Below are 20456 nucleotides of genomic sequence, written 5' to 3'. Positions count from 1 at the left end.
GGGTTTTTTACTAAAAATCTTTACTTCACTGCATTTTTGGGACAGTACAACTTCAACGAACAAGCCTCACAATTAGGTTTGCGAGCCGGACAGATACTTCTGCCATGTAAAATAAGCGCAATTCCAATCCATTGCCATTTATCTTTGGGAATTAATTTGATTAAATCCTGCTCTATTTTAACAGGATCGGTTTGGCGCGTAAAACCCAAACGAAAAGAAAGTCTTTTTACATGAGTATCCACCACTACGCCTTCTGGTTTATTAAAATAATCGCCTAAGAGCACATTTGCCGTCTTGCGCGCCACACCGCGCAGGGTCAGAAGTTCTGCCATGCTTTGAGGCACTTCCCCCCCGTACACTTCACAAATACGCTTAGAACTTTCTATCAAAGACAAAGCCTTGCTATGATAAAAACCGGCCGAGTGAATAATTTTTTCTACCTCCTTAATATCTGCCGCGGCTAAGTCTTGCGCAGTAGGATAGGCTTTGAATAAATGTGGCGTAATTTGATTAACACGTTCATCCGTGCATTGAGCTGATAATATCACCGCCATCAGCAGTTCCCATGCGTTTTTATGCTTAAGCGGAATGATGACTTTGGGATATAATTTTTTAAGTTCGGCCAGCACCAGAGGCAAATCTGTTTTTTTAATCAGCATTTTGTTCTCCCGCTTTTCCAAATATCGCTGTTAATTTGGAATATATAAAACTTAACACCAAAAAGAATAAATTTATCAAAATAATGGTAGCACCTGACGGAATATTAAAAACAAAAGACAAATATACTCCACTCCACACGCTTAACAAAGCCACCCCCACCGAGCATATCAACACTTGCTTAAAGGTTCTGGCCAACATTAATGCAGAAACAGGCGGCAAAATAATCAATGCAGAAATCAAAAATATCCCTACCACTTTAAAGGCCAACACCACCGCTACGGAGGTGAATAAAATCAGCACCATATTTAAATGTTTAACGCAAATGCCTCGTGTGTGAGCGAAAGATTCATCAAAACAGGCGGCAATCAAATCCCGATAAAAAAACAATAAGAATAATAACAACAATACCAGCAGCACCGCACATAAAAAAACTTCCGTCTTACCAACCGTTAAAATACTGCCGAATAAAAAACCAAATAAATCAGCATTAAATCCACCGGCCTGCGCAGTAATCATCACTCCCACCGCCAACCCAACCGCGCTGACAATACCGATAGCCGCATCACCATACACTTTAACCTTATCCATAATCTTTACAATGCCCAAAGAAGACAACAAAACCACCGGTATAGACATATATAAAGGATTGTTTTGCGTCAAAAGACCCAATGCCACTCCCGTCAGGCAGACATGGCTCAGACCATCACCGATTAAAGAGAGTCTTTTCAATACTAAAAACACCCCTAGTATTGCACATACCACCGCCACCAAGGAGCCGGCCAAAAGCCCGCGTTGTACAAAGCCATAACTAATAAACTCACTTAACATGCAAAGCCTCCGCCCCGTGTTGGGCTTGATGATGTGCCGGCTCCTGCGAGTGGGCACAGTCGCACCCCAACGGACAATGCCCCTGATTGTGCAAATGGTCAATGGTATGCTGAGCAAAGCGGCCCAGTCTTTCGGCCACTTTTTGAGATTGGCAAAATTGCTCTTTATCTCCTAAAAAGACCAATTCTTTATCTATGTACATAAACTTAGAGATATATTTTCCTACTTCACTGGTATCATGGGTAATAAGCAAAATAGTGACATGATAATTTTGATTTAACTCACCCAATAATCCAAAAAATAAATCCCGACTATCTACATCTAAAGCGGCAGAAGGTTCATCTAAAATCAAAAGTTTCGGTTTACTAACCAAAGCACGTGCCAACAAAACCCGTTGCTGTTGGCCAATGGATAAATGACCAAAAATCCGCTTTGCCAAATCAAGCGTATGTGTCATAGACAATGCCTGATAAACCTGCTTTAAATTATCGGCGGTAGCCTCTTTATGTTTTCCGTCATAACATAATCCCATCAGCACCACTTCTTCTACTGAAATAGGGAAACGCGCCTGCGCTATGGGGCTTTTTTGCGCCAAATATCCCACTTTTTTCCAATCGGAAAATCGTTCTATTTCCGTACCAAAAAGTTTTATCTTGCCTTTCCCTTTTTCTAATCCTAAAATTAATTTCAGCAGGGTGGTTTTTCCGCCTCCGTTGGGACCGATAATACCTACATAATCACCGGATTGAATATCGGCCGAAATATTTTCCAACACCCAAGCATGGCTATAGCGAAAGGACAAATCTTTGATTTCTATAACGCTTGACATCTTAACCCCGTTTGCAGATTTGTTAAATTTTGATTCATGAACTCCAAATATGTTTTTTGTTGAGAAAAATCTTCTTTACTTACAGCATGAACGGTATAAAGCGGTAAAATTTGTACACCCGTTTCCAAAGAAACGGTATTTGCCAAATCCGACGAAAGCATCTCTTCGGTAAAAACGGCCCCTACTTGATTTTTTTTAATCAATTTGATTAAACCGGCCAATTTACGCACAGAATGTTCGCTTTGATGAGAAGTGCCTGTCAAAGCATGTAAATTAAGGCCATAATCCTTTGCCAATGCAGCAAAAGCCAAATGGCCGATATGTATCATCTCCCGACTCTGGCAAGAGGAAAGACCTTGTTTAAAGGCAGCATGCAGAGATTGGATTTGTTCTTCAAAATTCTTAAAATTCTTTTTGTAATAAGATTTATTTTTGGGATCCTTTCTTATCAAAGCCTCCAAAATTGATTCAGACATGGATAAAGCACCGTACGGTGTCATCCATACGTGAGGATCTTCTCCTTCAAACAAAGGACCGCTCTCTACAAAAGACACACTCGGCATACCTTTTAAAATATCTTGTGTCCAAGGCTCTAACTCTTTGGAAACATAGATAAACAAATCGCTATGATTTACTTTGATAATATCGCCCGGCGTCGGCTCAAAATGATGCGGCTCCGTACCGGCAGCAATGAGTTGGGACAGTTCTATCCTATCGCCTCCTATTTGGCGCGCTAAATCATAAGGCACATAGCCGGAAGCTACTACTTTTAATTTTTGATGACTTGGTGCAACGATGAGCTGCGTTTTTTCTCCGACAGCAAACCACCATATTCCGAAGACAATCAGTAGCACAATTAATAAAAAAGCATATATTCCTTTCTTCATACCCTCTCCTAAATATACGCTTATTTTATCATTTTGAATGTATTTTTAGAAATAAAGAAAAGGAGTACAAAGAAAAATCTTTGTACTCCTTTATCCACTTATAAATTTACTTATTTAATCAGACCCATTTCTTTGCCGATTTTGGTAAATTTCTCAACGGCAAACTCCAGATCTTCTTTCGTGTGTCCGGCCGTCACAATCGTACGCAAGCGTTCTTTGCCGCGCGGTACAGTCGGAAATACGATAGCCAAAGCAAAGACCCCTTCATCAAACAAACGTCTGCTCAATTCCTGCGCTTTGGCACTATCTCCTACCATAACGGGGGTGACCGGTGTTTCGCTATTTCCGGTATCAAAGCCGGCTTTCGTCAAAGCCTCTTTGAAATAACGGGTATTTTCCCACAATTTTTTCAAACGTTCGGGTTCGTTTTCAATAACGTCTAATCCCGCCAGACAAGTGGCAATCACAGAGGGTGGCTGAGAGCTGGAAAATAAGAACGGACGAGCAGTAGAAATCATATAATCACGTAATTTCTGCGGGCCCGCCACATATCCGCCAACGGCAGCAAAGGCTTTAGACAAAGTACCGATTTGGATATCCACTTTTCCCTGCATTTTAAAATGTTCCACTGTTCCGTGTCCATGCTCTCCGAGTACGCCGGAAGCGTGAGCATCGTCAATCATGGTAATTACACCGTGTTTATCACACAGTTCCACAATATCGGGCAAATTACAAACGTCTCCGTCCATGCTAAACACCCCGTCCGTCACCAACAGTTTGCGACGGGCATGCTTTACCTCATCACTTTCCAAAATTTCTTTTAAATGAGCCATGTCGCTATGGCGGTAGACTTTCTTTTTAGCCTTTGCCAAGCGGCCGCCGTCAATAATAGAAGCATGATTTAATTCATCAGAAATTAACACGTCTTCCGGGCTGGTCATCAAACATTGGCAAGTGGCCGTATTAGCAGTAAAACCAGATTGGGTAAGTAAAGCCGCTTCCGTTGATTTAAATGCGGCCAAGCGTCTTTCCAATTCTTCATGCATCGTCATCGTACCGATAATAGTACGTACGGCAGCCGTACCGATGCCGTATTTTTCCACTGCTTCGATGGCGGCTTGTTTTACTTTCGGATGCGTGGTTAAACTGAGGTAGTTGTTGGAGGTTAAGTTGACCACTTTTTTGCCGTCAATCGTGGCTACGGGGGCCTGCTCCGACTCTAAAATATGTAGTTTGATTAACCGATTTTCTGCTTTTAAATTAGAAATTTCTTCGTCCAAAAAATTAAATTTTTCGTTCATATTTTCTCCTTACGGGATCATAATTACTTTGCCGCATTTTCTTTCCGGGTCCATCATAGCGGCGAAAGCCTTTTCAAAATCTTTCATTTCAAATTCATGAGTAATGACGGGGCGCGGATCAATTTTGCCGCTGCGAAGCAGGGCATCCATCGTGGTCCAGCTGTCATAAATCTGACGACCCGTCAACCCTTGTATCTGCACTCCTTTGAAAACGATTAAGTTGGAATAATCAATAGTAATCGGAGCACCGGGTAAACCGAAAGCCACAAAGTGACCGGCCGGTTTAATGGCATGCAAAGCCAAATCAATGCCGGCAGGGTGACCAGACATTTCAATCACGATATCCACCCCTCTGTTTTCGCCGGAAGCCTTCAAGATTTTCTCCAAAGCATTGGATTCGCTGGGGTCAATGACCACATCTACTCCCATTTGCTCGGCTAATTTTTTGCGGAAAGCGGAAGTTTCCGTACCGATTACTTTAGCCGCACCGCAGGCTTTGGCTACATTGGCAGAGAATAAACCTTGCGCTCCTAAACCGGTAATTAGCACCACCTTGCCTGCTACATCATTGGCTAACGTGGCATATACGGCATTGCCCAACGGTTCCATAATAGAAGCAATATCTTTTAAAGAATCGTCTTTGTGTTTCCACCCGCATCTGGCCGGAATGGCAGCATATTCGGCAAAACCGCCGGGACGGTCCAGCCCGATAGTTTTGTTGTTGGCACATACGTCGCGGTGATTACTGCGACATTGGTCACAATAGCCACACCAGACGTGTGACTCAATAGAGATAAAATCTCCTTTTTTAAATCCGTGTGCCGCTTCGCCCACTTCCACTACGGTTCCGCATAATTCATGTCCGAATATAAACGGAATAGGAATGCGTTGCGGAGCCCAGCCCGTGTAATTATAAACGGGGATATCGCTACCACAAATAGAAGTTTTATAAATTTTTACCAATAATTCATCTTTGGCTATTTTAGGAATGTCTACATCAATATACTGCGCACCTTTGGCAGGTTGAGTTTTGCAAAGAGCTTTCATGATTTTCCTCCTAAGGTTCATCACAAAGAACCCGCTGATTTTATTCTACATAAATTTTTATCTTTTGCCATAAATTTTACGCGATTGTTTGCAGAAGTTTGGCAAAATACAAATATCCTTTTGCGGTCCTAGTTTTTATTAGGTCCAAAAACATCCTATAAACCCTCCAAAAATGGTAAAATAGAATAGAACATAATAAATATTATATAGGTTGAGGTTTGATATGGAGAAAAATTTATCTTCTGCTGCATTTCATCAAGTGCGGCCCACCGTACCGGAAGAATTGGGTGATATCCCGAGCGGATACGGTACTACGGAAAGTTATTTATTACCGAAGGATCCTTCTTGGTTGTTTTTGTTCTGGGAAATTACGCACGAAACTTTTGATTATGTGCGCGCTCAATACGGGCATCAAGTAATTGACCAATCTCGCGCCGTTATCCGTTTGCACGATGTCACCGGAGTGGAATATTTTGATGGCACCAACTCCCGCGCTTATTATGACATGAACGTTATTTTTGAAGCCGGCAGTTGGTATATTCATGCCCCTCAGCCGGGACATAGTTATATCGCTGATTTAGGTTATATCACTGCGCAAGGGCAATTTATTTTACTTACTCGCAGCAACCAAATGACCTTGCCTCCGGGCAAAGTGTCTGACTTGGTAGATGACAGATGGATGTGTGTGGAAGGCGATTTTATTAAGTTGTTGCAACTTTCCGGTGCAGACCGCATTGGCATCGGTGCCAGCGAACTTATGCAAGTAATTGACCAACGCTGGAGATTGACCGAACTGGCCGGAGCCGGTAATGCACCTTCTTCTGCTATGAGTTCTTGGTCTTCTTTTGCTTTGCATACCGTTCCGGCTGCCGTACAGACCGAAGAAGATGAAGATATTTGGTTGCAGGCCGATTGCGAAATTATCGTATACGGTTCTGCTTCTCCGAATGCCTTTGTCACTATCAACGGAAAAGAAATCCAATTACAAAACGGCAAATTCTCTTTGCGTCAGGCCTTGCCTGCCGGCGCAGTGTTGGATTTGCCCATCAAGGCTTCTAACAAAGCCGGTACCAAAACGCGTCAAGTACATATCAAAGCCGCGCGCGAACAGGGGAAATAATTATGGGACAAGAAAAAGGTTATTTAGCACTTGTTTTACATGCTCATTTACCGTTTATCAAACATCCGGAATATCCTGACTTTTTGGAAGAAGACTGGTTTTATGAAGCGATGGTAGAAACATACCTTCCCTTGCTTAATGTGTTTGAAAACTTGACGGCCGAAGGGGTAGATTTCCGCTTAACAATGTCCGTCACGCCGCCTTTGTGCAATATGATGAGCGACCCGCTTTTAATCAGCCGTTTTCAACATTACTTAAACCAACGTTTAGAACTTTCTGAAAAAGAAATTGAACGCACTAAAGGAACCGAATTTGAAGCCGTCGCCCATATGTATTTGGACAAATTCCGCCGCTTCAAACACCTCTTTGAAAACGTGTACCATTGCCACGTATTGGAAGGTTTTAAAAAATTCCAAGATATGGGCAAATTGGAAATCATTACCTGTGGTGCTACACACGGATATTTGCCTTTGATGGTGCATAAAGAAAGCGTCAATGCCCAAGTAAAAATCGCCGCTAATGACTACCGCTTACGCTTTGGCAAAAGTCCTCGCGGTATTTGGTTGGGTGAATGTGCCTACAACCCCGGAGACGATAAATTCTTGCGCGATGAAGGCATTCGCTTTTACTTTATGGAATCACACGGTGTCTTGCATGGTACTCCGCGCCCGAAATACGGCATCTATGCCCCTGTATACTGCCCGAAAACCGGCGTGGCCGCCTTTGCGCGCGATATGGAGTCTGCCCAACAAGTATGGAGTGCTGAATCCGGCTATCCCGGTGATGCCCGCTATCGTGAATTTTACCGCGATTTAGGCTATGATTTGGACTATGATTATATCAAACCGTATTTGCATTCCGACGGCGTACGCCGCAATATCGGCATGAAATACTGCAAAATTACCGGCAAAGTACCTTTGAATCAAAAAGCCGCCTACAACCCGCAGGAAGCGCGTGAAGTGGCTGCTCAGCACGCCGGGAACTTTATGTTCAACCGCCAAAAACAAATTGAATATTTGTCCACGCTTATGGACCGCAAACCGCTGGTAGTATCTATGTATGACGCGGAACTGTACGGTCACTGGTGGTATGAAGGTATTGAATTTTTGGAATTTTTATTTAAGAAAATTCACTACGATCAAACTGACATTAAACTCATTACCCCGATGGAATATTTGGAAATGTACCCCACCAACCAAACGGTACAGCCTTCCATGTCTTCTTGGGGCGATAAGGGCTATCATGATGTATGGCTTAACTCCGGCAATGACTGGATTTACCGCCACCTCATCAAAGCCGCCGAACGCATGACCGAATATGCCAACCGCTTCCCCAATGCAGACGGTTTGCTTAAACGCACGTTAAATCAAATGGCGCGCGAATTGGTGCTTATGCAATCTTCGGACTGGGCGTTCTTGGTCACTACCGGTACGGCTAAAGAATATTCCACCAAACGTACTAAAGACCATATCAAACGCTTCAACGAACTTTACGAGCAAGTGAAACACAACCGCATTGATGAAGGATACGTCTATAACTTGGAAACCAGAGACTCTATCTTCCAGCAAATAGACTACAATGTCTATTCTTCTGCGGCCAAAGACAAAGTGCTCAATCAGTATAAATAAGTATATAGACAAACACCCCCGCCGAAAAGCGGGGGTGTTTGTCAAATTAAGGATAACTTATTTATATTCCAATTTCACAAGTCTATATTTCTTCGGTCCGCGCGGCAACTGTGCTTCAAATTCATCACCTTCTTTATGGCCCAATACGCCAGAGGCTAACGGACTTTTCACAGATAACAAACCTTTGTCGGGGTTAGACTCCATAGAACCTACCAAAGTATAAGTAAACTCAATATCGGCGTCTTCATCTTTAATAGTGACAGTAGCACCGATGCGCGCTTCGCTATGGTCAACGTCTAAATTATCGGTAATTTCCGCATTTCTGAGTTTGGTTTCTAATTCTTGGATACGAATCAAAGTCTCGGCTTGTTTTTCTTTGGCGGCATGATATTCGGCATTTTCTCTTAAATCCCCCTGAGCGGCAGCCTCACCGATTTCCACCGAAAGAGATGCTTTTAAATCTTTCAAATTTTTCAGTTCCTGCACAAGTTCTTCGTACTTCTTACGGCTTACATAATATTTTTCCATAAAACACACTCCTGTAGATATAGAGTGTACTATTTATGCACAAAATAAGCAACCGCATAAAAACATTACAATCTTTTATGAAATTTATATAATCACTACATGAGATTGCTTTTTTGTGTAATAACCGCCATTGTCTTATACATGCCGATTTATGCCAAAAGCCACGTGGAAATAGCGGAGGAAAACTCCCCTGCCATCGTGGCTGTAAACGTGCTCAAAAAAGACGGCACCACCTTTAACGGCACAGGTTTTGTTGTCACGCAAGACGGCGTCATCGCCACCAGTCGGCACGTAGTGGAAGGAGCCATGTACCTAAATGTCACTTTTAATACAGGTGTCATATCGGGCGAAGCCAAACAATTGGTCCAAGCCGGAGAGGTGGATTTGGCACTTATTAAAATAGAAGGCAAAAATTTACCCACCGTTTCTTTAGGCAACTCCGATTATGTCCTTCCGGGAGAAGAAATCACCGTTATCGGTAATCCGCGCCGTTTGCAAAACACCGTCACCTCCGGTCTGATTAGCCAAGTGCGCAAAAAATCTGATGGTATTATTTGGCATCAAATCAGCGCACCCATTTCCCCCAGCTCCAGCGGAAGCCCCGTATTTAACAAAGAAGGTGCAGTAATCTCAGTTGCATTTTCCAGCTATAAGGGAGAGGGAAACCAAAACTTAAATTTTTCAGTGCCTTCCAACTATTTGATTAAGCTATTAAATGCCAAAAATTATTTTCCCCCCGTTGCAGGAACCGACACGAACAAAGAAACCTCTTGGTGGAATAAATTTTCCAATCATACTGCCAAAGCATGGAATATTCTGTGCCGTCCTTTTCAAAAAGACGAATAGTCCTATTTGAACTATAGGTCTAAAGGTCCTTGATTTATGATAAGGAAAATGGATACACTTTACTTATAACTCCCACGTTGAGAGGTCTTTATGCTTAACAAACAAAAGGCGAAAACCGCCGGAAAAATCATTATTATCGCTTTAAGCACTGCTATTTTGCTTTTTTTACTACTTCCCTTGTTGGATAACGCTGCTTCTGAAAGCATAAATAGGAAAAAAGCAACCCCGCAAATTTTCACCTCTAATCCCTTAAGTGGTTTGGTGAAAAAAGTGTATGCTTTATTTAAGCGAGATTCACAAAAAAATGCTCCCCTCCCTCAAAGAGAAGTAAATGATGAAATGTTGGCCTCTTTAACTTCAGAAGAACAACAAAAATATGCTTTTCTAAAAGAGGGCGAAGAAGGAAAAAATTTCGACTACAGCACCGAAGTAGATACTGACTACGAATATACTGAAACCGGCTTCATCGATAAAGACGGTGAATGGATTTTAGTGCGGCAAACCGTCCCTGAATCTGCCGATCCGGGTATGCACGAAGTCAGTTTAAGAGACAATGCCTACGAACGTCATATCCGCCAAGAGCGGGCCGCACGCTATGCCGCTAAATCTGCCCAGACGTCTGATCCGGCTATCCCAGACTCTAAATGGGCTCGTTTGTGGAAGCCGATTAAGAGCTTTTTTACAGGAAGTGACGATATCGCTACTCCGAAAGCTGCCCCGCAGGAAAAAGATTACCTGTTGGCTTCTGCCTCGTCCGGCTTAGGAAAAGATACCCACAAGCAAGGCAGCACCTACAAAAAAGGAAAATCTGCCAATGTTTCCACCTCTGAATGGGAATTTGGACTCGGAGGGAACACAAACCCTCTCTTTGACATTTTATCTCCCGGTTCTACCCTTCAAAATGTTAAGGATAGTTATATCCAAGCCGCCAGAAAAATTTTGTCGGGCCAACAATTAAGAGATTTTGAAGAAAAAGCCAACGCCTACCAACAGCAAAATGAAGACCGCGTAGCACAAGCAGTTGAAGACAAAAATTGGGAATCGTTAAGAGAAAAAGCTCAAGACAAAGAATTTGACAATTTAGTCGAAAAGACTATTTATGCCTCTTGTTCCGATAATGGATCTTCCGGTAATGTATCTTCTTCTTTATACAGAACAAAAGAAAATACAACGGGACAGTGTTTGCCTCCTGATACGGAGGATGATGCTAGAAAAGCAGGCAAAGAGAAAATTCAAGCGTTAAAAGAAACTCTACAAATAGATACCCCTGAAAAAGAAGCGGCTTTTGATGCCCAACCTTTAAATATGATGGTTTTGTTGGGCCATACAAAAGATAACCCGTTTCAAAAATTGCTGGAACAACAATCTCTCGATGAGACCACCCAAGAGATGATTGACTTTGTATTGGAGAGACAAGGTTGTTCTAATGGAGAAACCTGCTATTGGGTGGGAGCCAAAGATTTAGGAGGAAACCCCGAACTTAAATATACCGTATTATATTCGGGCATGGAATATTACGGGGACCCCTTAGGCCATAGCAGCACGATGATAGATGAATTTCTGGCACAAAAAGAACAAGAAGGAAAGCAGGTAGAAAAAAGCAAGGAGGAGTTGAGAGGATTTTTTAAGTATGTCCCTTATAATAAAGAAGATATGCTTGCTCTGAAACAACAAAATGCTGAAAAACCGGAATTTGTTTATTTTGTTCCTCAAGTATCAGAGGTCGTGGCTATGTCAGATGTATTAAATCCGTCCCTCGTTGTCTACGATGATACTGAAAATCATGGAATATTAAATGACGACGGATCTACTGATCTGGAAACAAGAGGAGACATGCTTCATCGGCAAATTTTAAGCAGAATGAAAGAAGTGTATGAAAACAAACAAAACACACCTGAAACCTTAGAAGCGCATAGTATCCTTTCCGGTGATCTGTTGGGAGCTGCTTTAGACTCTTTAGACCCTTTAGACGCCGGACAAGATGGAGCCTTATGGAAAGAATTCTTCTAACTATCACCTCAAATTACTCCCTTCATTAAACTGTCTAACACCCGCCCCGAAAGAGGCGGGTGTTTTGGTGACCACGCGCGCAATGCGCCCGCGCGTTCTAAAAAATCTTGTCAAAAGAGAAGCAAAACAGTTATACTGAAAATAAGGGTCTTTGTACCTGTTGTTTTTATTCTATGTATGGATATGGAGATTTTATGAAAAAAATTATTTTACCTTTGCTTTTTGTAATTGCTTTCACAGTTGCCTGTCATCAAGAAAAAAAGGATGAAACCCCTTACAACAGGCAAAGCAGTGCCGATTCTTATGAACGCAACTTCCGAGACAATGTGTTTGCCTCTTGTCTCAATGAAGGAAAGCCTTATTCCACTTATTCTTTGGCTCGCATCAACCGCAAACCAACCCAAAATGACCCGCGCTTTAAAGTGACCTTTTTAAACGGACCTTGCGAAGGAAAAACTATTTTTTCCTCAGATATTATTGAAAAAACATCCCCCGTTTCCGGCGGACAACTACTCAAAGGGGAAGTAGTCCTTCGCAATTATCATAATCCGCGCACACAAGACAAAGACATCGCTAAGTTGGATCGCTGGCAAAAAGGGATAGTCTATGACACCTCCCGTATGGACGAAGGCATTGTGGAGTTAGAATTCCCTCGCGACCGCAATGATTTTATGGCCGCCAGAGAATTTATCTTCTTACACAATGTCCGTTATATTCAAAAACCGGAACAAAAAGACCCTCGCATTTGGTTATAGGAGAGAACTAAAACATGCTGAAAAAATCTTTACTTTTAGCCGTTTGTTTATTATTTCCCTTTGGAATTTTTGCACAAGAGTCTGATATTTTATCTCCCGAAACCTTGCTTTTAGACGTACCTACCGCCAATGTGTTGGATAAATATCAAGCGTCTTTGTTAACACGCTCCTATGCCAACGGAACCATTATGGAAAGTTTGGATTTTGGGGTCATACCACAAGTTAATATCGGTGTATCTTTGGCCGTTTATGAATTGGTGGGCAGTTCCGATGATATCAAAGTACTAGATCCTGATTTTCAAGTAAAATGGAAAGTATTTGACGGCAGTTTGTATTTGCCGGCTGTTGCTATCGGATATGATGGCCGCCGTTATGGTTATAACAAAAAAACCAAAGACTATTTAGATGACCGCAAGGGCGGATATATCACCTTAACTCGTGAACTTTTTACACCCGGCTTAAATTTTTCTTTGGGGGCCAATTTATCTGATTTTGATCGTCACGACATTTACGCCTTCACCGGTATGTCTTGGAATTTGAAAGAATATTTTTCTTTCCTGGCAGAATGGGATAATATTAACAATATTCGTGACTCTCGCTTCAACATAGGTGCCAATATTTTCATTTCTCCGGCTTTAACCTTAACCGGTGCCGTTCGCCGGATCGGCAGAGGAAGCGACAATGAACGCATTTTACAACTGCGCTACGTCACCAATTTCTAATTCAGGACTATCATGCAAACACAGCAATCCCCCTCCCAGAAAACTCAATTTAAAAGAAGAACCATTTTTATTAAAAAAAATCTTCAATTCCGCTACATGACCTTAATTGTCTTAAGTGTCTTGGCCGGACTTTTGATTATGTCCTTCGAATTGGTGTTTACGTTAAATGATATCTTTGACCAACACCCCGTTCTTCTGCAACCGTTATACGATCACTTTCCCTCTTTGGCATACGGATTTATCTATAAAATTATTATCTATGTCATTTTTGTCATTTTAATTTCCGCCATTTTATCTCACAGAATGGCCGGCCCTGTTTATCGTTTTGAACAAACCTGCAAAGCCATTGCCAAAGGAGACTTTAGTCAACGAGTCCGCTTGCGCAAAGGAGATCAATTTACAGAGTTGCAAGACGATTTCAACAAAATGATGGACCGCGTGGAAGAAGAAATCAATAAAAATAAGAAGTAATGGGGACTTATGAAAAAATTAACTTTTTTATGTTTGGCACTGCTTTTGGCTTTGCCGGCAGTTGCACAAAAAGAATATGGCTTGCGTTTTTCCAGCTTGATTAATGATGAATTAACGCTGGAAAATGCCATTCGCATCGGACTAGAAAATAACAATGACTTTTTGCTGGCGCAGCAGGAAGTAATCGTTGCTGAGCAAAAAGTAAAACAAGCCAAGTTCCTTTTTTTGCCTCAATTTTCTTTACAAGGCACTGCCACTTGGTATGACTTGGACTATCCGATGGTTTTGCCGGAATCGGTGGCCAATCGCCTCATCCCCAACAATGACGCATTAGAAACAGGAGACAAACATCAATTTTTTGGTGTAGGAGTGACCGGCACACAATATCTCTACTCCGGTGGTCGAATACGCGGCGCATTAAAAATGGCCGAAGCCAATTTAAAGCAGGTTCAAAGCAAATATGAATCCGTTAAAAATGCCGTTGTATTAGACATTAAAAAATCTTTTTTTCAGTTGTTATATGCACAATATCTTTTGGAATTATCTCATCAAGTAGACCTAAAAGCCCAGACTTTTGCACGTTCATTAAATGTTTCTTCTTGGGATAAAATCAAAGCGCAGTATGCTTTATCCAAACTGCTCTCTCTAAAAAATATTGCCACCAATGAATTGCAAAAAGCCCAACTGTCCATGTTGGTCAGTTTAAACAAAGAACTGAATAGTCCGGTAAAAGTAAAGGGCGATTTTTCCCCCATAGAAATGAAATTGGATTTAGCCACCCTTAACTTATGGTCTATGGAATTTAGACCGGAATTAAAAACAGCTATTTATGCGTTGGAATTAGATAATTTGGCCATTGATTTGGCTTTATCGCACCGTTATCCGGATTTAGTATTAACCGGCAGTTATGAGCGCTTGGGAGCCGAAAACTTGGACGATGAAAACAAACAAATTTCTTTAGCCGTCAAATTACCGCTCCCCTACAACGTGTCTTCTCAAACATCTCAACGAAAAGCTGAGCAAAAACAAAGCACCCTTCGTCGTGCTGCTATAGAAGATAAAATACGCGTACAAGTGGCAGAAAACTATGCCAATTTTCTCTTTTGGCAAAAAGAAGTCCCTATCCATCAAAATACTTGGCAAGAAGTACAAAAACTTTTGGCCCAAAATCAACAAACCTCTCGTGTAAATTTAAACGCGCTGGAAGCGTTGGAGGCTTATTTCCACAGCGGAAAAGATTATTACCAAAGTATTTTGCATAATTTAACATCTAAGGCTTCTTTGGAATGGGCCATCGGCAGAGATTTATAAAATACTGTTTTTCATGAAAAAATTACGCTGGTTTTTATTTTTGATTTTTTTCTCTTTGTCACCTTCCTTGTGGGCATTACCCGATGTGACAAATGACGGTATTTTGCGTGATTTTTTATGGGAGGAATTTATCTCCGTCCCTGCCAGCCAACGGCCCAAAATAGGGCTTGCGCTTTCCGCCGGCGGCGTACGCGGCTTTGCTCATGTGGGCGTGCTGGAAGTGCTTAATAATGCCGGTATGCCCATTGATATGATGGCCGGTACTTCTATGGGGGCTGTTATTGGCTCTTTGTATGCAGCGGGCCTTCCTACTGAACAACTTTGGAATATCGGTCAACATATAACTATAGACAAAATAACACCCGATTTCAACCTCATGGGGGTTATAAAATTCCTTTTTCTTCAAAAACTTCCTTCTTCGCAAAATTTACAATCCTTTTTCCAAAACCAAATCGGTCACATGCGTTTTGAGGATCTGGATATTCCTTTTGCCACTGCAGCAATGGATGTAAAAACAGGAGAACAGGTGATTTTTGATTCCGGTCCGTTAGATATTGCCGTCAGAGCCAGCATGAACTTACCGGGTGTTTTTGCCCCTGTTGAGTATAGACACCGCTATTTGGTAGACGGCGCGGTAGTAAACTATTTGCCGGTGAATTTGGTAAAAAATAAAGGAGCAGATTATATTATTGCGTCTGTGACTCCATTGGATTTTTCTTCTCAAGTACCTAAAACGGTGGCGGCCTATTTGTTGCGTATTGGAGATGTGAGAGGTGCCGCCATGATAGAAGAAGCCTCACAAAAAGCAAATTTTGTTATTCAAAACAGAGTATTGGGTATCAGCACGCTGGAATTAGATAAACTGCATCAAGCCGGAGAGATTGGCATTCGCTCGGCCAACAAAAATTTAAATATTTTACAGGAAGATCTTCTGTTATTTTCAATAGACCATGTACTTAAAAAATAAACTTTTTCATCTATTCTTTTTCTTTTTCTTGGTAGTTTCCCCTGCACAAGCGGGACTGTTTGGCATCAGCCCCGCTGACAGACAAGAGTTTGTGCAAGCACGCGAAACTTATAATCAAGGAGATTATAAACAAGCCGTTGCTCTGCTTTCCGACTATATTTATAAAACAAAAAACATCAAACGACGTGAAGCAAGAGCCTATCGTCTACTAGGCTTAACCTATGAAAAGTTAGACATGCCCGAAAAAGCATTGGAAACCTACAAAGAAGCCTTAGCCTTTCACGAAAAAGATATTCCGTTGCTTTTGTCTGCCGCCGAACTTTATCATCGGACCGATTTAACAGATCAATCTATTGATTTATATAACCAAGTCCTAAAAATAGAACCGAATAATTTAATTGCTTTATCGGGCCAAGCGGAAAATTATATTGATATGGGGTTTTACTCCAAAGCACGCGAATATTATGACCGTTTTTTTGAACTAGATCCGCAAGCTCCCGCCATCAATCGCGCCAGATATGCATACACTTTTTCTAAACAGCGCAACTATGATGATGCTTTGATTCATATCACCATGGCTAAAATGGAGGAACCTTCTGTAGCCGACTATTGGTTATTAAGTGCGCGCGCATACAAAGGCCTCTCTATGCCACAAGATGCCTTGTCGGATTTGGAAATAGCCATTTTTTTGGCTCCTCAGCGCAATGAACTAAAAAGTATTAAAGCATTATGGCTTTATCAAGAAAAACAATATGAGGATTCTCTTAAAGTGGCGCAAACTGTGCTAAAACTAGAACCGGAAAACGAACTAGCCCTTTTCACAATTTATCTAAATTTGATGAAGTTAAATAAAAAACAACAAGCCTTAGAACTTCTCAAAAGAATCAAAAATTCCAACAACGATTCTTTTGCACGCAGAGTAGCCCAACATTTACTCAATTAAAAACCCCGCCGATTGGCGGGGTTTTATTATGGCAAATCAACAGAAGGCGGAGTATCGGGCACTTTCATATCGGGCACCAATTCTATTTCATCTACCAAGATAGAAGGGGCAGTAATGGAAATAGGGCTGGCTCCGTCCATCTCATATTTTGAAAAATCGCCAAATACATACGACTCTTTTCCTGCTGCCAAAATGCTTCTCAAACTACGGGCAGAAAGACCTTCTATTTCTAAACCGTTTACTGCTTCTTTTCTTCCGTCTTTTGTATAAATGCGTTGTACTAACTCCGGCAACCCTTTCCCTCTCCAATATTCAAAAGAGGAGGGGATAATATAACAATATTCCAACTCCAATTCCCGACAACGCTGCAACAGTCTTTCTTGCATTTGCTCTTGAGATAAAGATTCTTTAGCCTCAAACAACAGATTTGTCAGGCCGGCTCTGGGAAACATATGATAATTGGCTCTGGCATGACCATTGTTTTTCTCTTGTCCTTTCATGGGGCTTCTCATCGTGGGTAAAGCAATTAACTTTCCATCTTTTACCAGTTGTATATTTTCCGCAGCTACTCCTTCATCATCTACCGGCATAAATCCGGATAAATAAATTCCATCTTTATAAGACAAAAGAGGCTTATCATAGACATCAAAAAAAGCACTCATCACTCTCATACCCAAACGGTCTTTGAAGTAGCCTGCTTCGTTGTCTGTTCGGTCATCTGCTCTTAAAAGAGACTTACTGTGACGGGCAGACGGATAAAAAAAGAAAAAGAAAAAATCCACCGCTGCTTTCTTTTCAAATAAAACAGGCCCCACATACGGTTGTTTGGCGCGTACTGCCTGGTGTTGTGCTTCTACTTCTGCCAATATTTCAGAGGCAGCCTCTTGCATTTGCTTTATTTGTTGTTGCGGGTCATCAGAGAGATTATAACTGCGAAAGATATTGTGAAAATCCCCCTCTTTTCCGCGAAATAAGGCCTGCACATGCACGTAGTCTTGCGGTACAAAATATTGGGCAAAATCTTTTTCGCTATCTATAAAATAATAACGGTTTTGCACCCGCTCTCTTCTAACAACAAAACGCTCCAAATAAGGAATTTTTTTCCCTTGCGCGGAAATTTGATTAATCACCGCCTGTGTATCTGCCGGCAAAGGCTCAAAATCAGGTATTTCCTGCCGGTAAGCAGAAACAGGTGCTTTACTAAAATCAGGAAGTTCATCCTGTAAGCCTTTTCTTTTTTTATAAACCTCTTTTTTATCATAAGCAGAAGATGCAAAAATATAGGCCTTATCTGTTAACTCCCACAATTTCCTGCGGATGGCTTCATAACTTTTAGGCACATATTTCGCAAATTCTACCGCAAACTCCCGCCCGCTATTAGAAAATTGAAACATCGGCACAAAGCCGGAGCTGTTTTTAGCCGCTTTGCCCGTATACATATAGACCAAAGCTGATAGATGATTCGTAGGGGCATTTTCCGGCAAAGCAGAGCCCAACGAAGCAGAAACTTGATGTTTATGTTCCTCTTTCAATTTGTACGCTATAAAAAAAGGAGAAGCACTGCCTTTTACCCGCAACTGTTTTTGGGTACGCATAAGTTCATCATTCATCGCCTGAAAATATACATGTTCCGGCAAAGAATGGGCCGAAAGCGATAAGGAAATCAAAAAGGCCAGAAACAAAATAACTCTTTTCATTTATTTACCCTCCTTTTTAAAATTCGGGGCCGGAAGCACGGGCGGCTTAAAAGCACTTTTTTGTGCTTTTTGAAACTCCATATTTTCAAACAATAGGCTAGGAGAAATATTGGTTTGAGGCACCCAACCGGATATACTGCCGCAGCTGCCGTTAAATATGGCGTCGTCATTTCCGGCTGCAATAATACGGTTAAAACTTACCAACGGTGTGCCAATTACGTCTAAACCGCGCACCACTTCCTTTCTTCCGTCGGGAAACAATTTATACACCAGTTTTGTTTCCAACTTAAAACTCTGTGGCATAGAAGCCCCTGTAAAAGTAAAACCGCCGCCCAAATCTTCCACAATAAAACCATAGGGTTTATTTTGCTTTTGGATTTGCTCTAAAAGCAATTTTTCCAATTCATCATAGTTTACCGTTTCCGAAGCCGTAGTTCTTAGTACACTCATACGTGCAGCAGCCTTAAATCCTTTTTCTTTTCTTCCATGTCCATTGGAAACTGAAAAACCTGCTATCGGAGAACTACGCATCATAAAATTACGCAAAACACCCTTTTCAACCAAAACCACCGGTCTGCTTTTCACTCCCTCATCATCATATTCGTACGCTCCGCGTAAAGGTTCTTGATTAAATTCTTTCAGGGTAGGATCGGCGGTAATGGTAATAAGCGGAGAAATCACTTGTTGGCCTACTTTACCGGACAAAGTTTGCCCGTCTTCAGCATCTTTCAATTGGTCTCCCTCCAAACGATGCCCCATAACTTCATGCACAAATACTGCAGCCGCGCGACCTTTTAAAATAACAGGCACATTGGCAGATTCTCCTTCCGGTGCTTTAGACAAAGCCTTTAATTCAGAAATGGAACGAGCAATATCTTGGCTTACCTTCTCAAAAGAGGGTATATCCTGAGGAGATTTTAAATTATAATCTTTAAAGCGTTCAATTTCTGCTCCGTCTTTTCCTAATCCATACAAAGAATAAATAAGTCTAATATAAGAATAAGGCGTTTTGATTCGACTACCGCGACTATCAACAAAATAGCGATGCCCTTGCTCTACAGAAAAAACAAAAGAAGATTTTAATACTGTTTCTTCTTGCAGAGTTAAAGCAGAGGCCTCTGTCAACAAGGCTTTTATTTTATTTAAATCAAATGTTTGCAAAGGTTCTTCATGACAATATAAACTCTGCGGAGGAAATACAAAATCAGCAGACTTGTCTTTATTCTCTGCCCGAGAACGGACATTTGTTTTAACGCGGATATAATCTTCTTGTGCTGTTTTGACCAAGTAATGCGTACGTCTCCACAAACTATGCAGAAAATCTTCCGTATTATCTTCAGAGAGCAAACCTGTTTTTTCCAATGCCAGATCATAAGCCACATTGTCCTCCCCTCTTAAAGAGTGGGTGTTGTCAGTTTGAGGGCTTCCAACCCGAAGTGACACCTCTATATCTGACACCGGTTTGACCACTTCTTGTTGAATGGCGCCATTGCTGGCATTGATATAAATTTCCTCTCCGTTTGTATAGGTATAGACCATATAATAAATGGGCGGATTTTGCTTTTTTAGTACTTTAAAATTTCTCTTTAATTCCTGTTGCATTAATTGCAAGGGAAGTTGATTTGTTAAATCACAATTTTCTTGCGCATGTACGACTACGGTTGTAAAAAGAATGAAAAACAATAATATTTTCTTCATAATACAGTTCCTCCAATTTTCATTATAGTAATTTTCTCTTTTTGTTTTTCCATTTGTGAGAGAGACAAAAATTTGATATCATAAATGAGTAGTGCCGAGGTAGCTCAACTGGCAGAGCAACGGTTTTGTAAACCGTAGGTTGTGGGTTCGACTCCCATCCTCGGCTTTTTTTATTGGGATTTTTCGACAAACCCTTTAAAATAGGCTT

At 41.4% G+C, this 20456-nt stretch carries 19 protein-coding genes and 1 tRNA gene; 10 read left to right on the top strand and 10 right to left on the bottom strand.

Going from position 1 to position 20456, the window contains the following annotated elements; genetic code table 11:
• Positions 1-20 precede the first annotated feature (20 nt).
• From nth to IKL48_05460, 6 genes are all read right to left on the bottom strand, one after another.
• Complete coding sequence (gene nth, locus IKL48_05485) at positions 21-659, bottom strand: endonuclease III (protein MBR3604103.1); 639 nt, start codon at positions 657-659, stop codon at positions 21-23.
• Positions 649-1488, bottom strand: a complete 840-nt coding sequence (locus IKL48_05480; GenBank protein ID MBR3604102.1) for a metal ABC transporter permease — start codon at positions 1486-1488, stop codon at positions 649-651. Before IKL48_05480 ends, nth begins: the two co-directional genes overlap by 11 nt.
• On the bottom strand, positions 1478-2317 hold the full coding sequence (locus IKL48_05475; GenBank protein MBR3604101.1) for a metal ABC transporter ATP-binding protein: 840 nt from the start codon (positions 2315-2317) through the stop codon (positions 1478-1480). The genes IKL48_05480 and IKL48_05475 overlap by 11 nt, the downstream gene beginning before the upstream one ends.
• Positions 2302-3204, bottom strand: a complete 903-nt coding sequence (locus IKL48_05470) for a zinc ABC transporter substrate-binding protein (protein ID MBR3604100.1) — start codon at positions 3202-3204, stop codon at positions 2302-2304. Before IKL48_05470 ends, IKL48_05475 begins: the two co-directional genes overlap by 16 nt.
• 110 nt (positions 3205-3314) lie before the next feature.
• Entirely contained in the window at positions 3315-4505 is a 1191-nt protein-coding gene (locus IKL48_05465; protein MBR3604099.1) for a glycine C-acetyltransferase, read from the bottom strand.
• A 9-nt stretch (positions 4506-4514) separates the two neighbouring features.
• Positions 4515-5552: an alcohol dehydrogenase catalytic domain-containing protein gene (locus IKL48_05460; GenBank protein MBR3604098.1), complete on the bottom strand. Its 1038-nt coding sequence runs from the start codon at positions 5550-5552 to the stop codon at positions 4515-4517.
• A 223-nt stretch (positions 5553-5775) separates the two neighbouring features.
• Here IKL48_05460 and IKL48_05455 point away from each other — a divergent pair, with 223 nt between their 5' ends.
• Together IKL48_05455 and IKL48_05450 are read left to right on the top strand one after the other, a co-directional pair.
• The gene (locus tag IKL48_05455) at positions 5776-6672 is read left to right on the top strand and encodes a DUF4912 domain-containing protein (GenBank protein MBR3604097.1); all 897 of its coding nucleotides are present in this window, start codon (positions 5776-5778) and stop codon (positions 6670-6672) included.
• A 2-nt stretch (positions 6673-6674) separates the two neighbouring features.
• Entirely contained in the window at positions 6675-8300 is a 1626-nt protein-coding gene (locus tag IKL48_05450; protein ID MBR3604096.1) for a DUF1957 domain-containing protein, read from the top strand.
• Positions 8301-8357: 57 nt separating this feature from the next.
• Here IKL48_05450 and IKL48_05445 read toward each other — a convergent pair whose 3' ends face one another.
• The gene (locus IKL48_05445) at positions 8358-8828 is read right to left on the bottom strand and encodes a transcription elongation factor GreA (protein ID MBR3604095.1); all 471 of its coding nucleotides are present in this window, start codon (positions 8826-8828) and stop codon (positions 8358-8360) included.
• Positions 8829-8927: 99 nt separating this feature from the next.
• Here IKL48_05445 and IKL48_05440 point away from each other — a divergent pair, with 99 nt between their 5' ends.
• The gene (locus IKL48_05440; protein ID MBR3604094.1) at positions 8928-9674 is read left to right on the top strand and encodes a trypsin-like peptidase domain-containing protein; all 747 of its coding nucleotides are present in this window, start codon (positions 8928-8930) and stop codon (positions 9672-9674) included.
• 1527 nt (positions 9675-11201) lie between these two features.
• Here IKL48_05440 and IKL48_05435 read toward each other — a convergent pair.
• Positions 11202-11387, bottom strand: coding sequence for a hypothetical protein (locus IKL48_05435; GenBank protein MBR3604093.1), 186 nt, complete (start codon positions 11385-11387; stop codon positions 11202-11204).
• A 491-nt stretch (positions 11388-11878) separates the two neighbouring features.
• Between IKL48_05435 and IKL48_05430 the strand changes: the two genes are divergently transcribed.
• The 6 genes from IKL48_05430 (at position 11879) to IKL48_05405 (ending at position 16853) form a co-directional block, all read left to right on the top strand.
• The gene (locus tag IKL48_05430; GenBank protein ID MBR3604092.1) at positions 11879-12439 is read left to right on the top strand and encodes a hypothetical protein; all 561 of its coding nucleotides are present in this window, start codon (positions 11879-11881) and stop codon (positions 12437-12439) included.
• 14 nt (positions 12440-12453) lie between these two features.
• Entirely contained in the window at positions 12454-13161 is a 708-nt protein-coding gene (locus tag IKL48_05425; protein MBR3604091.1) for a hypothetical protein, read from the top strand.
• 96 nt (positions 13162-13257) lie between these two features.
• A complete protein-coding gene (locus IKL48_05420; protein ID MBR3604090.1) occupies positions 13258-13632 on the top strand; it encodes a HAMP domain-containing protein in 375 nt (124 codons plus the stop codon).
• A 9-nt stretch (positions 13633-13641) separates the two neighbouring features.
• Positions 13642-14943 carry a TolC family protein gene (locus tag IKL48_05415; protein MBR3604089.1) on the top strand — a complete coding sequence of 434 codons (1302 nt, stop codon included), beginning with the start codon at positions 13642-13644 and terminating at the stop codon, positions 14941-14943.
• Between the two features lie 13 nt (positions 14944-14956).
• Positions 14957-15910, top strand: a complete 954-nt coding sequence (locus IKL48_05410; GenBank protein MBR3604088.1) for a patatin-like phospholipase family protein — start codon at positions 14957-14959, stop codon at positions 15908-15910.
• Complete coding sequence (locus IKL48_05405; GenBank protein ID MBR3604087.1) at positions 15894-16853, top strand: tetratricopeptide repeat protein; 960 nt, start codon at positions 15894-15896, stop codon at positions 16851-16853. Before IKL48_05410 ends, IKL48_05405 begins: the two co-directional genes overlap by 17 nt.
• A gap of 26 nt (positions 16854-16879) precedes the next feature.
• Here IKL48_05405 and IKL48_05400 read toward each other — a convergent pair whose 3' ends face one another.
• Together IKL48_05400 and IKL48_05395 are read right to left on the bottom strand one after the other, a co-directional pair.
• Entirely contained in the window at positions 16880-18550 is a 1671-nt protein-coding gene (locus IKL48_05400; GenBank protein ID MBR3604086.1) for a hypothetical protein, read from the bottom strand.
• Complete coding sequence (locus tag IKL48_05395; protein ID MBR3604085.1) at positions 18551-20248, bottom strand: TldD/PmbA family protein; 1698 nt, start codon at positions 20246-20248, stop codon at positions 18551-18553.
• Between the two features lie 93 nt (positions 20249-20341).
• Here IKL48_05395 and IKL48_05390 point away from each other — a divergent pair.
• Positions 20342-20414: transfer RNA gene (locus tag IKL48_05390), tRNA-Thr, on the top strand.
• The last annotated feature ends 42 nt before the right edge of the window (positions 20415-20456 follow it).

It is taken from the genome of Elusimicrobiaceae bacterium (genome assembly GCA_017520185.1).
Lineage (GTDB): Bacteria > Elusimicrobiota > Elusimicrobia > Elusimicrobiales > Elusimicrobiaceae > Avelusimicrobium.
Note: the sequence above shows the minus strand (reverse complement) of the source record. Positions and strands in the feature narration are given on the sequence as shown.

Coding starts and splice junctions, on each gene's coding strand:
- nth (MBR3604103.1), bottom strand. CDS start 659: ATGCTGATTAAAAAAACAGATTTGCCTCTGGTGCTGGCCGAACTTAAA.
- IKL48_05480 (MBR3604102.1), bottom strand. CDS start 1,488: ATGTTAAGTGAGTTTATTAGTTATGGCTTTGTACAACGCGGGCTTTTG.
- IKL48_05475 (MBR3604101.1), bottom strand. CDS start 2,317: ATGTCAAGCGTTATAGAAATCAAAGATTTGTCCTTTCGCTATAGCCAT.
- IKL48_05470 (MBR3604100.1), bottom strand. CDS start 3,204: ATGAAGAAAGGAATATATGCTTTTTTATTAATTGTGCTACTGATTGTC.
- IKL48_05465 (MBR3604099.1), bottom strand. CDS start 4,505: ATGAACGAAAAATTTAATTTTTTGGACGAAGAAATTTCTAATTTAAAA.
- IKL48_05460 (MBR3604098.1), bottom strand. CDS start 5,552: ATGAAAGCTCTTTGCAAAACTCAACCTGCCAAAGGTGCGCAGTATATT.
- IKL48_05455 (MBR3604097.1), top strand. CDS start 5,776: ATGGAGAAAAATTTATCTTCTGCTGCATTTCATCAAGTGCGGCCCACC.
- IKL48_05450 (MBR3604096.1), top strand. CDS start 6,675: ATGGGACAAGAAAAAGGTTATTTAGCACTTGTTTTACATGCTCATTTA.
- IKL48_05445 (MBR3604095.1), bottom strand. CDS start 8,828: ATGGAAAAATATTATGTAAGCCGTAAGAAGTACGAAGAACTTGTGCAG.
- IKL48_05440 (MBR3604094.1), top strand. CDS start 8,928: ATGAGATTGCTTTTTTGTGTAATAACCGCCATTGTCTTATACATGCCG.
- IKL48_05430 (MBR3604092.1), top strand. CDS start 11,879: ATGAAAAAAATTATTTTACCTTTGCTTTTTGTAATTGCTTTCACAGTT.
- IKL48_05425 (MBR3604091.1), top strand. CDS start 12,454: ATGCTGAAAAAATCTTTACTTTTAGCCGTTTGTTTATTATTTCCCTTT.
- IKL48_05420 (MBR3604090.1), top strand. CDS start 13,258: ATGACCTTAATTGTCTTAAGTGTCTTGGCCGGACTTTTGATTATGTCC.
- IKL48_05415 (MBR3604089.1), top strand. CDS start 13,642: ATGAAAAAATTAACTTTTTTATGTTTGGCACTGCTTTTGGCTTTGCCG.
- IKL48_05410 (MBR3604088.1), top strand. CDS start 14,957: ATGAAAAAATTACGCTGGTTTTTATTTTTGATTTTTTTCTCTTTGTCA.
- IKL48_05405 (MBR3604087.1), top strand. CDS start 15,894: ATGTACTTAAAAAATAAACTTTTTCATCTATTCTTTTTCTTTTTCTTG.
- IKL48_05400 (MBR3604086.1), bottom strand. CDS start 18,550: ATGAAAAGAGTTATTTTGTTTCTGGCCTTTTTGATTTCCTTATCGCTT.
- IKL48_05395 (MBR3604085.1), bottom strand. CDS start 20,248: ATGAAGAAAATATTATTGTTTTTCATTCTTTTTACAACCGTAGTCGTA.